Source organism: Desulforapulum autotrophicum HRM2, from assembly GCF_000020365.1.
Taxonomy (GTDB): domain Bacteria; phylum Desulfobacterota; class Desulfobacteria; order Desulfobacterales; family Desulfobacteraceae; genus Desulforapulum; species Desulforapulum autotrophicum.
The window spans coordinates 2586501-2601107 of record NC_012108.1; the positions used below are offsets into that span (position 1 = coordinate 2586501).

Sequence of the window (14607 nt, forward strand, 5' to 3'; positions counted from 1 at the left end):
GGTTTTATGGACGAAATGAAAAGGTTAAAAGCGGCCCTGAATACCTGTATCCAGTGCGGCACCTGCACGGGATCATGCCCCAACGCCGATGAGATGGACCTTGTGCCAAGGAAACTGTGGCGTATGGTGCTCATGGACAGGGTCGACAGCATCCTGGACAGCCGAACATTTACCCTCTGCTCTTCGTGTTATCTTTGCACCCTGCGATGCCCCAGGGGGCTGCCCCTGACCGCAGCCATGGCTGCCCTTAAGGCCGTTGCCACCCAAAAAGACCTTAAAAAACACCGGGAGAGTACCCGGTTTTATGCAAGTTTCATGGAGAGCGTTCGCCGCCACGGCAGGGTCAGGGAGGGTGAATTCATGGGACTTTATTTTCTGTCCATGAAAAATCCCATGTTACCCCTTCGTTTTGCCTCCCTTGGCATCAAGCTTGTGAAAAAAAACAAGGTGGCCTTTGAACTGCCGTCAAAGACAGGACCCGGCAACCTTGAGGGGCTTTTTAAAAAGGTTGCAGAAATTGAGGAGGCGTCATGAACTACACCTATTATCCGGGTTGCTCGCTGTCCGGGTCTGCAATGGAGTATGATGTGTCCACCCGTGCCCTCATGGCCTGCCTCGGGGTGTCTTTGACTGACATCAATGACTGGAACTGCTGCGGCGCCACGGCTGGCGAGGCAACGAGCGCCCTTTTAAGCCTTGCCCTTGGCGCACGAAATCTTGCCCTTGCAGAGCAGACAGACCCCAATTCAGATATCCTTGTACCGTGCAGCGCCTGTTACCTCAATCTTAAGAAGGCAGAAATCCAGAGAAAAGAAGATGCCGGAATTGCCCAAAAGCTCGACACCATCCTTGCTGAAGAACAGCTTACGCTCACCAATCCGCCCGGGGTGCGTCATCTGCTGGATGTCCTGGTCAACGATATTACAACTGACACCTTTTACAAAAAAATAATCCGGCCCCTCAACGGGCTTAAAATCGCCCCCTACTATGGATGCCAGTGTCTCAGACCCTATCCTGTATTTGATGATCCCGAGGCCCCAGTGTCCATGGAAGGTCTTGTCAACGCCTGTGGTGCAAAGGTCTTTAAATGGGATATGGGGGCAAGCTGTTGCGGCGCTTCAAACATGAGCACAAAACCCGGTTCCGCTCGAAAGCTTGTCCAGAAGATCCTCATGGCGGCAAGGGGGGCCGATGCCATTGTTACTGTCTGCCCCATGTGCCAGCTCAACCTTGAGGGCTTCCAGACAAAGATTTCCCACAACGCCGGGATTGACCTTTCCATCTCCATACTTTATTTGCCCCAGCTCATGGGGCTGGCCCTGGGCCTTGGCGAATCAGAGGTAAAACTTGATAAAAACCTTGCCCTGACACCTGAATTCAAGGAAAAATTATCCGGGCTTACCCTTGCGGTTCAGCATTGACACGGATTTTTTGAAATAATCAGGGATAAGGCCCATTATCAAAATAAAACCTCCCACATGGCGTGTCTTTTAAGCCGTCTTATTCGTTGCCTTAATGGGCACATATTTCAATATGCACTTATTAATGCGCCTTGAATACGACTTAAAATCCTACGCCATGTTTTGGAAGATTTTATTCCGATCATGGGCCTAAAACGGCATTGGCACGGCTCATGCCAAGGTACAGGGCCATTACAGATCAGATTTTCCACTAATAAGAATATCATCTCCGCCAAAAGGGAATGCTTTTCTCAACTGCTGAACCACCCACTCTGCTGTAGGATGCTCAGTAACATTGAAATGAATAATTTTTCTTCTGGCATTATCAATAATGAAAAATACATAAAGAGTCTTGAAGCTAATTGTTGGGACGGTAAAGAAATCCATACCCAATATATATTGACGATGATTTTTTAAAAATATTTTCCATTGTTGTCTTTTTCCCTTGGTTTTATCCGGGTCATCGGGTCTAATTTTTTTAAGGTATCGAGATCTGGTTATTTGAGAAATTTGATTTTTAGTATAGCCAAATTTCAAAAGCTCAGAATATATTCTGGGAGCACCCCAGATAAAATTTTCAGTTACCATTTTTTTATAAGCTGGCGGATTTCCAGTTTTATTGATGGCCTGCAAAGTCTTTTATGTTTATCTGACTTTTTAGTCCAATATTTCTTGAAACGCCGCCTTTGCCAGTCAATAACAGTCTCAAGTTTAACGATTATCAGAGCATCCATCGATTTTGGCCAAGCCCTTTTTAACGAGACTAAAAACGAACGGGTCAGATCAGTGATGTTTTTAAGGCCTTTGTTCTTTGCCATCTGCTGCCGCAGTTCAATAGTTTCCAAAACAAGGTCATTTTTTGATTTGAATAGGATCTGTATTATTGTGAACTGAAAAGTCATCAGTCGAATTAAGTAAGGCCCGATACCTTTTGTGCTCCTTATTTAATTTTAAGCAAGAGACACAACTGAATATCAGGTTCATTTGGTATTGATAATAAGTTTTAAGAACCCGCAATATACTGATATTATAGTGTAATCTAATATTGGCAAACAACAGAATATTTTTTAGGCTTGTAAAAGAAATTTGTCTTCATCTTGACAAAAGGCAAAAAAGCATTTACCTATCCTTTTATCATTCTGGGGTCTGGCCGCAGCAGTTGCGGCACATGAAACAGATCCGGGAACCCCATGCAACAGTAAAAGAACACCCATGGAATAACGTGAAGTCCTTTTATTCGACAATACGAAAACAACATACTCAACACCCCATCGAACTTGTGCCGCTTTCCCCTGTGCTGCAGGGCAAGCAAGTGCAGACGGCCGTCGAAATCCACAGCCTCGAAGCAAAAACCCGGCTCTGGTTCAAGTTTCCCGCAACAGTCCAGAATGCGGTCACCGATTTGCTGGATCCCTTTGTCACGGCATGTGTTTTTCTGGCCATGCGGGTCGGCTGCGACGTAATCGTCCGGGGACCGGTCAGCAAGTCCCTGATCGAAAATCTGAGTGATTTTCAGCAGATCTGGACAAAGTGGTACCCGGACCGTTATACCCATGTCAAGATCCTGCCGGATTCGATCGTCAATGAGGCCACACAAGTACCGCAAAAAACCGCCATGATGTTTTCCGGGGGTCTGGATTCGTGCTTTACTGCATGGAAACACACCATTGCAGCCAAGACCTTTCCCCGGAGAACACCGGATGCCGCCATACTGGTGCATGGGTTTGATATTCCGCTGGACGACACCCGGGGCTTTTCAAACACGCTTTTAAAAGCCCGGCAGATCACGGATAGTATTGACCTTGAGCTGATTCCTGTTCAGTATAATTTCCGGCAGGTGGTTGGCGATTGGGAAGAGTCCCATGCCACAGCCCTGGCATCCTGCCTGCACCTGTTCAACCGGCGGTTTTCAGCCGGCCTGATCGCAAGCTCCCATTCGTATGATGCACTGCGGTTTCCGTGGGGTTCCAATCCGTTGACAGACACCCTGTTGTCCAGCAGACAAATGAAAATATTCAATGACGGCGGCGAATGCTCCCGCTGGCAGAAAGCCGCATCCATTGCCGGCTGGGAACCTGCTGTGCAGCATCTGAGGGTCTGTCACAAGGGCCGGCACAAAGATGAAAACTGTGGGGTTTGTGCCCAGTGCCTGATCACCGCCCTTTGTTTTGCAGCAACCCGGCATCCAATACCGGACTGTTTAAATGTGGGGTCCATCCAACAGACAATTAAAGCCCTTCAGCTACTGCCGATAAAGCCCAGCGGCCTTTTACGCATCCAGGCTTTAGCCGCCTTTGCCAGGGAACGCGGCAACACAGCCCCCTGGGTGTCAGACTTTGAGGCCTGCTGCAGTTTTCATGAAAACCGACTGAACCAGGGGGCACCAATGGGATCATGGATGCTGTTCAGACGCAAGTGGTTCAAAGCATTCCGTTAAAACAAATTTATATGAAACACCCACCAAAGCATTACAAACAGAGGCGTTTCATCGTTCGTTGTGGCTGGGAACCATACCTCGTTCCGGCCGTGCCGGTTTATATGTAACACTCCCCTCGAAAAAGGGAATAGTATCCTGTTGGTTTTTGGGTCTTGTCCCAAGAACACTTTGATTGACGCTACAGATTGAAAATATCAAATCGATAGAATTCTTCCTGTCGGGTTAATAATTCAGGCACGGAAGACAAGTTTTTAAATCATCAGTAGTGGTCGGTTTATTTTAGATAAGTTTTATATGCGTAGTTCCCCCGATGGAGGACTAACAGTTTGTTGTGCAAAAAACCGACCCGTCATGTTATATTCGCGCTCTAAGGCTTCATTTGATCATCCGACGTTTGTTTACCGAATCAATAATTTCTTTGTCTGCTGTCCTTCTCTAAACAATACCTGTTAAAAACGTGCTGTCAATTCGATTAATTTCCACAAGGCACAAGTTTCATGCCTAATTCATCAGCCTTTTTTGCTAAATTTTTTAATACTCTTTGCTTGTTGGGCTTGCTCAGGTACTCTTCGCCAAGATCTTTATACGTGTCTGCATTTTTAATGATGCTGTAAATGGCTTTTGCAATTCTATGGGCTATAGCAACAATGGCCTTTCTGGCACCTCTCCTGGATTTCAGTTTGTAATATTTGGCCTTGTAATAAGAGCCTTTTTTCTTGATTGCTGCCCATGCAACCTGGACTAAAATCGTTTTGAATGGATGATTTCTAACTGCATTTCTGCCACTTTTCCGTTTTCCTGCACTTTCATTATTCCCGGGGCACAGGCCTGCCCATGAAACAAATGCTGACATAGTTTTGAATTCATTTAGCGTAACCCCGACTTCTCCTATAATGGATTGTGCCGATTTTTTATCAACACCTGGAATTTCGTCTAAACGCTCCAATAAATCTTTGTGCTCACGTGTAAGAGATTCCAATCGAGTATTAACTTGTTCAATCATTTTTTTAAAAATATTGATAATTTCCATCATCTCAACAAGTTGAAAACGATGGTGATCTTTGAAATATCCATTAAGGCTTTTATGCAGTTCCTGCGTTTTTTTCTTAAGGCCGCCTTTGGTGCACTCCTGGACCTTTTCCAAGCTTAGTTCACTATTATTGCATAATAAATTGATCAGGTTCGTGCCTGTCAAACCAAACAAATCCGAAACTATTGAATCAATTTTTATATTTGCAGTAATGAACAGCTTGTGAACACGTCTTTTATAATCGGCAAGGGATTCGGTGTATGTTTTTCTCAATCGGCTTAATTCTCGCCATTCCCGGACATTCCCCGGAGGGATGAAACTACCTCTTACTAAACCGTGTCGAAGCAGTCCGGCAAGCCACTTGCTGTCACAGATATCAGTTTTTCGGCCAGGAACGTTTTTAATATGTCTGGCATTCACCAAAACGACTTCAATTTTATCTTCAATGGTATTATAAACCGGATGCCAGTATACCCCGGTACTTTCCATTGCTATAATTGGGCAATTATTATCAAGCAGCCATTTTTTCATTTCTTGCAGATCGTGAGTGAATGTTGAAAACTCTCGAATCTCATGGTGCTCACCTCCTGCATTATTCAAAGTGATTAAACAAGCTGAAATTTTGTCTTTATGAACATCCAAACCACAACAAATAGGGTGAACGATTTGGATTAATGTGCTATTTGATCTCTTGGTCATGACTATCCTTTCGCTTTTGTTTGGGAAGATAAAAAAAATTGGATAGTTATGACCATTTTTCATTTTTTGCAAGTGTTTCATGCTTCGTTGTGTCCGCTAGGACATGTGGGTTATATAGAACATGTTGCGGGCACCAACAGCACCCTGCAGACACGGAGGCCGGGTAAAACCAGAGAGGAATCAATGAAAAAACTCGTTATTTTAGGTATCACAAATCATATTGTTGTTAAACTCGTCGAGGCAATCAACAGACACACCCCCACCTATCAACTCATCGGGTTTATCACCAAAGAATTTGATAACGATCCGCCCATACTGGGGCACCCTGTTATAGGTGGGTATGAAGCCATCCCGGCCCTGCTCGAGCAACATGCAGACCTTGTCTTTTTCAATCACATCAATTCGCCGCTCGCTGATGTAAAAGAAGCAGAAGTCTTCCTGGCCCAACACGACTGCACAATTGTTTCGCTCATCCATCCCGACATTGACCTGGGCCATGTGACAATTGGCGAAAACTGCCTTCTGTCAGAAGGAGCTGCTGTTGGATCCAAAGTGACCATTGGCCGGCACTTCACCTGCCGTCTTCATTCCACCATCAGTCATGATGTGACCATTGGAGATTACGTTTACGTCAGCCCGGGTGTCACGGTGTGTGGATGTACCACATTGAAAAACTGTGCTGACCTTGGAGCTGGTTGTACCATCCTGCCCAGGCTCACCATTGGCGAAAACAGTATTGTCGGTGCCGGGGCTGTGGTGACCAAAGATGTCCCGGACAACGTGACCGTGGTGGGTGTGCCCGCAAAGATCATCAAACATCACACCCCATAACCAGACAACGGCGTTTGCACAGAAACACCACATGGATGCAGGCAACCAGATTATCATCAACTTCACTCCCACAGCTATGATCCCCACCAACTCTTTGACCCATGTGCCGGTTTGACCGACCGAAATCATCGAAACAGTGAGGCGCCACGAAAAACAATAGTGCTGGGGTCGATTTCAAATGCACCAGGATCCAGTTCAAAGAAATATCGGAAACTTCAATGCTGGAAAAAAACCTGTGCCAAAAGAATAAGCTGTGAGGACTGTGAAAAAAGTGGTCAGGGACTTAATTTCCTGTCAATGAATATCTGAGCCCATAATTCAAAAGCAAAAAATGACCAGAGCCATCTGCTGTGCTTTCGGTAAGACTTTTTTTCCATTTTTTTATAGGTTTTCGATATCAGATCATAGTTAAAAACGCCCCTGTTTCGAATCCCGGGCAAAATTATGTCATTTATCATCTCTTTCATCTGTGGAAATATCATATAATCGTAAATGGGCTGATTAAATCCTATTTTATTTCGATATGCAAATTGCGAATTATAGTATTTGGCGGCAATTTTTTTAAGCAGCATTTTAGTATGCCGGAAGGGTGCTTTGTATTCTTTGGGATTATTGCTGGCCTGCAGGAAATATTCAGATGGTTTTGAAAATACGTAATCGATAACATTTTTATCGAGAAATGGCACCCGGTTTTCAATTGAGTATGCCATTGTCATTCGATCCTGCATTGAAAGTAAATGTGCCAGTCTGCCTCTCATATCATAGACCCTGATATTTTTTAGAGAATCCGGGTTGTCCGGAATCAAATTTTGTTGGTTTGTAAAGAAAACCGAGTCGTTGATGTCGTTTTTTACTGAGTGGGCATGGTTAAAATGACTACTCCGAATACGGATGAAATATTCATTTTTACTCATATGCGGGAGAAAATATTTGCGATATCTTTTCCCTCTGAATGGTATTTTAGACATCAGGCGAATCCTTCCTGGATAGCACTGCCGATAGGCATGTCTGTAAAATTCACGGTAACCGCCCATCAACTCATCAGACCCTTCACCACTTAACAGCACTTTTACATAGTCTTTCGCTCTTTCGGCCATTTTTTTTATGCCCAGTGCGTGAGGAAAACTCAGCGGCACATCTATGTGATAGGTCGCGCTGCAAATATTCTCTACCCAATACTGTGGCGTTATTTCTATTTTATGGGCATTGGATTCTGTCTTTTCGATCACCTGATCAATATAGTCTTCTTCTGAGAAATCACTGTTTTCAGGAATTACGGAAAAGGTATTCATTCCACCCGGAAAATAGGGGCGGGCAAAGGTTGTAATCAGGGAAGAATCGATTCCACCAGATAACTGACACCCCACTTCAACATCGCTTATGAGCTGTGACGACACCGCTTTTTTCAATATAGACTCAAGCTCGTCGGGGTCAGCATACAGATTACCTGTTTCTTTCACGGAAAGATCTGGTTCCCAGTACCGGGTAATCTTTTGGTCCGTCATGCTGAATGTCATGAAATGGGCTGGCGGAATTTGGTACACGTTCTTTAAAAGTGTTCGATCATGGGCAGTGTAGCCCAATATCGCATATTCATCAACATGTTCATTGTTGAGCTCAGCAATAAAGTCAGGATGTTTGTAAAAGGCTTTAATCTCAGATGCAAAAAGAATTGTATTGCCGTTAGTGTACCAATATAAGGGTTTGATCCCGGCATGATCACGGGCAAGAAAAATTTTTCCAATCATCAAATCGACAATACAAAGTGCAAACATCCCGTTGATCAATTCCAGTAATTTTTTTATACCGTACTCTTGATAGAGATACAGAAGAATCTCTGTGTCTGTTGAACTCTTAAAGCAGATTCCTTTTTCGACAAGAAATTTCTTAAATGTAAATGCATTATACGCCTCTCCATTATAGGCAATGATCACTTGGCGGTTATTCGAAATCATAGGTTGACGGCCATTCATTGACAGATCCAGAATCGAAAGCCTGTTAAACCCAAGTCCGCCATGGAAGCCTGATCTTTTATGCGATTTCTCTTTATGATTCAACCGGATGGTGTCTTTTTTTGCAAAAGAAAATCCAACAAGGCTCTGGTCATCCGGACCTCTGTGCCGCTGTTTATCGGACATTCGTTGCAAAATATGAAAATCAACCGGTTGATTATTTCTGTTCAAAATACCAACAATACCGCACATGGATCGTCCCCTGACGAGATAGTGATTCAGCTCCTAAGGCTGAATCCGGGTTAAAATACATTTGCCAGGGTGCTGATACTTCTGCTTGCTCTGAGCAGATGTTTTCCGGCAGTCAGTTGAATGTTTTTCTAATTGGTATAATAGACAACAATAAATTTAAAGAGATTTCTTTTGCGACACTTATAATATCGTGCTAATTATAAATTGCTTTTGAATCCCAGGGGATATTTGTGATAACAGGTCTTTATGAAACTTAAAGAACCAAGTTGTCAACGGCCTTTATTCTGCTACTGGTTCTTGTTTTGATTGAGTACTTTCCGGAAAGCGGCCGACAGATAGGAAGATGCTTTTAGTCAAGAAAAGTATGAAAAATTATTTAAGAGTTGAAATATGCACTCAACCCGGCACTGGCACAACATGTTGTGCCAGTGCCGGGTTGAGTCAAAACATTCCTGGAATAAAATATAGGCATTAAGTGGGAGATGGAAATAGTCTGGACTATCTTTAAAAAGATCGAAAATTATCAATATTTCTGATTATTTTGGGCATAATTCACCCTGAAAGGCCTCTTCCAGGTCTTCAAACATGAATGCTGGTGCCATTCGGAAACTGTCGTCATCTATAAAACAGCCGTCAGAAACTATTCACCCCATGCTCTAAATTTTCAAAGTGATTTTCAACGCAATTATAGTAATGAATTGTTGAGATATGTTGATTGGATTTGAAATTTTTTAAAAAATGGTGGAGAATGTAGTTCGATTAAATTGACAAGCCTGACCGGTTCATCACGGTTCAAGTGCCTGGGGTATTATGAAGTCAAAAAGGGTAGTAACATAAAGTTTCTAATAGGAGTTGGATCAGATTATGACCACGATAAGCCAGATAGAACTGTACCATGTGCGCATCCCGTTGAAAAAAACTTTCTATCCAAGCTGGATACCGGGCTACCCTTCAACGGACAATCGTTTTGACCTGATCTGCATTACCACCAGGAGTGGCGTTAAAGGGTATTCTGCAGGCCCGGCCATCTCAAACGAAAGAAGGGGACTTGGGGACCTGATTGCCCCCTACCTCATGGGTGTGGATGTTTTTGACATGGATCTACTCGTCCAGCGACTCAGGGAAGTCGCCTACCTGGGGGTTCGGGCAAACTGGATCGAACCTGCATTCTGGGACATCCAGGGAAAAATAAAGGACAAGACCGTTTATGAGCTTTTTGGCTGTAAGACCGAAACCGTTGAGCTCTATGCCTCAACAGGGGAGGTCAAAACGCCTGAAAAATGCATTGAAGAGGCGGAACAACGGTATGAAGAGGGATTCAGGACCATAAAACTACGGGTCCATGATTTTGATCCAAAAGAGGATGTCAGGCAGGTTGAAGCCGTTGCAAAAACCCTTGGCAATAAAATAAAAATCGGTGTGGATGCCAACCAGGGCTGGCGGGTTACGATCATTAAAGACGCTCCGTTGTGGGATCTTGACAGGGCAAAGTATTTCGCAGACGCCTGCTATGACTTAGGGGTTGCATGGATTGAAGAACCCCTTCCCATGGACGATTATGGGGAGTTAAGCCGCTTGACACAATACAGCCGGGTGCCCATCAGCGGCGGAGAGATCCAGACCAATGGATACCCTGAGTTGCGGATGATGATCGAACGAAAATGCTACGATATTTTCCAGCCCGACAGCATCATGACTGGTGGAATCCGACAGACCTTGGATGTTGCCGCCTGCTGCAGGGAACATGGCCTTGGCTTTTCCCCCCATACCTGGACAAATGGTATCGGTTTTGCCGTGAATCTCCAGGTACTTCTGGCAAGCGGTTTCAGTAGAAAAAAGCCCCTTGAATACCCCTTGAATCCACCATCATGGACCGAGGAAAAACGGGACGGATTGTTAAAAAAACCCTTTGTCCACGACCATGGATTCATACGGCCATCTGTGCTTCCCGGGCTTGGGTTTGATATTGATCCCACTGCCCTTGAGCGGTTTGGACATCGTTTTTTTCATATGAACCAGCGTAAATTATTTTTCCATGTGATCAAGGACAAGGGAGCCATGACGGCCCTGAAGCTCCAGTACAATAAAAGCAAACATGGACCCTCTGCTGGTAAAAAGCAAGACCTGGAAACCTTTGCCCAGGATAAATCGGCGCGGTTGAATGCACCACAAAAACACAAAGAGTGAGTCTTATTTTCTCTGTTCTTTGCCAAAGGCTTTGATCAATAATTCTCGGATACATTGATCAGGGCCAGCGGTGGTGTCAATGGTGATCTGTCTGACATCATTATTGCTGGTAAGGGGTTGATACGCATTTTTCAACGGTTTAAAATGGTCGATCCTGGCATCTGAGACAGACGAAGAATGCTCCCGTTCCAACAGCCGTTTTTTTATGATGTCGTCATGGGTGCGGCACTCAATGAATACCGGGGATATTCCCTTTCTCTTTGCAAGATGGACAAGGTTTTTCCGGTATTGCTCCATGCTGAAGGTTGCATCGAGAATTACCGAAGTGCCCGCTTCTAACTTTTGCTGCGCAAGATCAATGAGTCGTTCATAGGTCAGGTCGCTTGCCGACGGGGTGTAAATTTTTTCCTTAAATTGTCTGGCGCCAACGTCATGGGGTGAAATGCCAAACATCTGTTTGCGCACAATATCCGACCGTATGGGTTCAACTTCAAGGGCGCACCCCAGGGCTTTTGCCATGGTACTTTTGCCCGTGGCCGGCAGACCGTGGATAACAAATATCCCAGGATGTGAAAACCTCAGGGCATAGTCCCGGGCAAGATCAAGATATTTGAGGGCCTCTGATTTCTTTTTTTCCTTTTCCCCGGGGGTCGGCTGTGTGGATGCAAGGAAAATGGCGTTTACCTTGCACCGCACAAAGGCCCGGTAACACTTGTAAAAATCAAGGAGCATAAATGCCTGAAGATCCCCTGTTTGCTCAAGATAACGGTCTAAGAGAAGATCTCCAAGGACTTGTTGGTCACAAAAGTCAAGGTCCATCAGTAAAAAGGCAAGGTCGTTGATAATGTCGATGTGGCGCAGGCTGTCGTTGAATTCAATGCAGTCAATAATTTGAATGTTCCTGTCGGTGAAGTAAATGTGTCCGCAGCGCAGATCCCCGTGGCAATCTTTGACCTTGCCTGATTTGAGCCGGGCCATGAAACAGGGTTTGCGAGCCTTCAGGAAGGCAAGTGTTTCATCCCTGACCATTTTCCAGGTTTTTTCATCCAGCAGGTTTTTTGTAAAGCCCTGGGTCTGGTTGAAGTTTTCGTTGCAGGCATGGAAAATGTTTTTCCACCCGTCATCCCCCATGTCATCGCCTTTTCCCGTGGGGGCTGTAAGATAAAATTGCCCAAGTTTTTCGCCAAGGGCGATCACATCTGATCTGATATCGGCTGAATTTTTCTGTGTCTGGGTTTTTATTCTCTGTTGCAATGACCAGGACTCATCCAGTTGACGCATTTTAACGGCATATTCAACGATGCTCCCTGTTTTTCCAAGGCTGTAACGCCCATGGTCAAGGGTGATGGGAACCACCCCCAGATAGATATCACGGGTCAGCCTGCGGTTTAAGCTCACCTCTTTTTCACAGAAAAAATGGCGTTTTTCCAGGGTCGAGAAATCAAGAAATCCCAGGTCCAAGCTCTTTTTGACTTTGTATACAAAATCGCCGGTTAAAAATACCCGGGAGATGTGAGTTTCCTCGATCGTTACCGGGCCTGTCGGGTGGGGATAAAACCTGGGATTTTCCATGGCTTTAAACAGGTTCTGTTGATGGTTTGTGTCCATTTCAACCCCCTGAATGAATGTGTTCATATAATCTATAATAAATTCTACAGGGCTTGAAGCGGGTTGTCAATATGGCCCATGATCAGGCAGCAATTCTAATTTTAGGTATCAGTCTGTGTGACGGCGGTCGGTATTCCTTTGCTGAACATTGAGAAACAAAGGGGATCAGATTTTCGGGCAGGGCAAACCCAACAAACTGCAAATTGTCTGAGGGAGGTACGACCGAGTTTTTGCAGTTTGGGTTTGCCTTGTTCGAAAATCCCCCGACTTTTTCGGTTCAGCAAGGGAATACCGACTGCCGCATAAACATTATAAACATTAAAACCAAAATTAGAACTGCTGATGATCAGGTGTCTGTCACAGGGGCCAGACCATGGGAATCAGGATAGAGGCACAGACCATGACCAGAAGATTTAACGGCAAGCCCAGTTTCAGATAGTCGGAAAACCGGTATCCGCCTGGGCCATACACCAGAAGATTGGTCTGATACCCGATGGGCGTGGCAAAGCAGGCGCTTGCGCCAAAACAGATGCCAATGATGAATGGTTTGGGATTTACGCCAAGGGAGACAGCCGTGGACACGGCAATGGGCAGCAACAGAACAGCCGTGGCATTGTTGCTTAAAATATGGGTACAGACGCTGGAGAGGATGATAATACCGACGAGCACCGAGTGGGGGCTCATTCCCGTGAACAGTCCCAGGAAGGAATCCGCATACAACTGGGTTGCCCCTGTTTTCTGCATGGCAAGGCCAAGGGCAAGGGTGCCCACGATTAAAAGCAGCACCTCGGCTTCAAGGGATCGGTAGGCGTCTTTGAGTGTAAAGCAACGGGTGAGGGTCATTAGAAACACACCAGTCAGGGCACAGACCATGATGTCTGCCAGCCCAAAGGTTGCGCAGAGCACAACACCTGCGAATATGCTGATGGCAATGCCCGCCTTTTCCCTGTCAATCATGGCATGGTGAATATCTTCGATCATGATGAAATCCGGGCTGGTTCGAAGATTTGCCACCTTGTGTCTTGGACAACGCACCAGGAGAATGTCGCCGATTTTAAGTTTCACCTTTTGCATTTTCTGTTCAGAATAGTGGCTGCGGCGGCTTCTAAGGGCAAGCACTCGAATGTCTGGATCGTTTTGAAGTTCAGATGAGACCAGGCGATCTCCCAGAATGGCTGACAAGGGCGGCACAACCAGTTCAACAATCAGATCCTCCTTGAGTTCACCGCCAAAGGTGATATCTTCTTCGCCATGGGCAAGGGCGAGAATTTGATTTTTCAGACACGACACCAGGGCTTCAGCCGAGGCTTTGACCAGAAGAATATCCCCTTGCCTGAGAGTTATGGATGTCCTTGACGGATCAACGATTCGATTGTTGCGAAAAAGCTCAATCACGTTCAATCCCAGATTCTCGTCGGCGTATTCAACAATGGTTCGATTGCCGATGAGGTCACTTTCGGCAGGAACCATGAGCTCTGCCAGGTATCTTTTTTCTTCGCCCTGGTTGAGTTCACACACGGGCGCGGTTCGGCCGGGCAATAGTTTTGGAGAGACAAAAAACAGGAAAATCATGCCCAGAATGGCAATGGGCAGCCCAATGGTTCCCAGCTCAAACATGGTAAGGGGTTCAAATCCCTGGGCCGCTGAAAGATCGCTCACAATAATATTTGTGGAGGTTCCGATCAGGGTGCAGGTTCCTGCAAGGATTGACACATAGGAGAGGGGGATGAGCAGCTTTGATGGGGAAAAATCATACTCGCAACTCAACCCCATGACAATGGGGATAAACAGCACAACAACCGGGGTATTGTTGATAAAGGCAGAGGCTATGGCAACGGTTAAAAGTATAAGGATATGGGCGTGGGTTCTGTTTCCCTTTGAAAGCTTGAGAACCAGGGTGGTTACAAACCCGATGGCCCCGGTTCGAATCAGCCCCCGGCTTAGAAGAAACATGGCACCCACAGTTACCACGGCAGGGTTTGCAAGGCCTGCCACGGCCTCCCTGGGTGTCAGTATCCTTGTCAGGGCAAGAACCACCATGATGCCGATGGCGGTTTTGTCAACGGACAGCTTTTCAGATATCAACAGGGCCAGGGTGACCACAAGGATGAGCGAAACCAGAATGATTTCCATATCAGCAGCCGCCTTGAT

The 14607-nt window shown here is 45.5% G+C and carries 11 protein-coding genes; 5 read left to right on the top strand and 6 right to left on the bottom strand.

Annotation, left to right across the window (positions count from 1 at the left end):
• The first annotated feature begins 6 nt into the window (after positions 1-6).
• Positions 7-534 (top strand): 4Fe-4S dicluster domain-containing protein, encoded by a 528-nt coding sequence (locus tag HRM2_RS11290; RefSeq protein ID WP_015904140.1) that lies wholly within the window; start codon positions 7-9, stop codon positions 532-534.
• On the top strand, positions 531-1421 hold the full coding sequence (locus HRM2_RS11295) for a CoB--CoM heterodisulfide reductase iron-sulfur subunit B family protein (protein WP_015904141.1): 891 nt from the start codon (positions 531-533) through the stop codon (positions 1419-1421). Before HRM2_RS11290 ends, HRM2_RS11295 begins: the two co-directional genes overlap by 4 nt.
• A 231-nt stretch (positions 1422-1652) precedes the next feature.
• Here HRM2_RS11295 and HRM2_RS11300 read toward each other — a convergent pair whose 3' ends face one another.
• The gene (locus HRM2_RS11300; RefSeq protein WP_049770438.1) at positions 1653-2048 is read right to left on the bottom strand and encodes a hypothetical protein; all 396 of its coding nucleotides are present in this window, start codon (positions 2046-2048) and stop codon (positions 1653-1655) included.
• On the bottom strand, positions 2042-2305 hold the full coding sequence (locus HRM2_RS27635; RefSeq protein ID WP_232364257.1) for a hypothetical protein: 264 nt from the start codon (positions 2303-2305) through the stop codon (positions 2042-2044). Before HRM2_RS27635 ends, HRM2_RS11300 begins: the two co-directional genes overlap by 7 nt.
• A gap of 323 nt (positions 2306-2628) precedes the next feature.
• Here HRM2_RS27635 and HRM2_RS25190 point away from each other — a divergent pair, with 323 nt between their 5' ends.
• Complete coding sequence (locus HRM2_RS25190) at positions 2629-3897, top strand: hypothetical protein (RefSeq protein WP_015904143.1); 1269 nt, start codon at positions 2629-2631, stop codon at positions 3895-3897.
• A gap of 472 nt (positions 3898-4369) precedes the next feature.
• Here HRM2_RS25190 and HRM2_RS11315 read toward each other — a convergent pair whose 3' ends face one another.
• Positions 4370-5626, bottom strand: coding sequence for an IS110 family RNA-guided transposase (locus HRM2_RS11315; RefSeq protein WP_015903451.1), 1257 nt, complete (start codon positions 5624-5626; stop codon positions 4370-4372).
• A gap of 183 nt (positions 5627-5809) precedes the next feature.
• Here HRM2_RS11315 and HRM2_RS25195 point away from each other — a divergent pair, with 183 nt between their 5' ends.
• Positions 5810-6457, top strand: a complete 648-nt coding sequence (locus HRM2_RS25195) for an LbetaH domain-containing protein (RefSeq protein ID WP_015904144.1) — start codon at positions 5810-5812, stop codon at positions 6455-6457.
• Between the two features lie 275 nt (positions 6458-6732).
• On the opposite strand, the gene asnB is transcribed toward HRM2_RS25195, so the two are convergent.
• Positions 6733-8661: an asparagine synthase (glutamine-hydrolyzing) gene (gene asnB, locus HRM2_RS11325; RefSeq protein WP_015904145.1), complete on the bottom strand. Its 1929-nt coding sequence runs from the start codon at positions 8659-8661 to the stop codon at positions 6733-6735.
• An 864-nt stretch (positions 8662-9525) separates the two neighbouring features.
• Here asnB and HRM2_RS11330 point away from each other — a divergent pair.
• Positions 9526-10848, top strand: coding sequence for a mandelate racemase/muconate lactonizing enzyme family protein (locus tag HRM2_RS11330; protein WP_015904146.1), 1323 nt, complete (start codon positions 9526-9528; stop codon positions 10846-10848).
• A gap of 3 nt (positions 10849-10851) precedes the next feature.
• Here the strand turns inward: HRM2_RS11330 and HRM2_RS11335 are convergent, their stop codons facing one another.
• Positions 10852-12456, bottom strand: coding sequence for a bifunctional aminoglycoside phosphotransferase/ATP-binding protein (locus HRM2_RS11335; RefSeq protein WP_015904147.1), 1605 nt, complete (start codon positions 12454-12456; stop codon positions 10852-10854).
• Between the two features lie 357 nt (positions 12457-12813).
• A complete protein-coding gene (locus tag HRM2_RS11340; protein ID WP_015904148.1) occupies positions 12814-14589 on the bottom strand; it encodes an SLC13 family permease in 1776 nt (591 codons plus the stop codon).
• Positions 14590-14607: the final 18 nt, after the last annotated feature.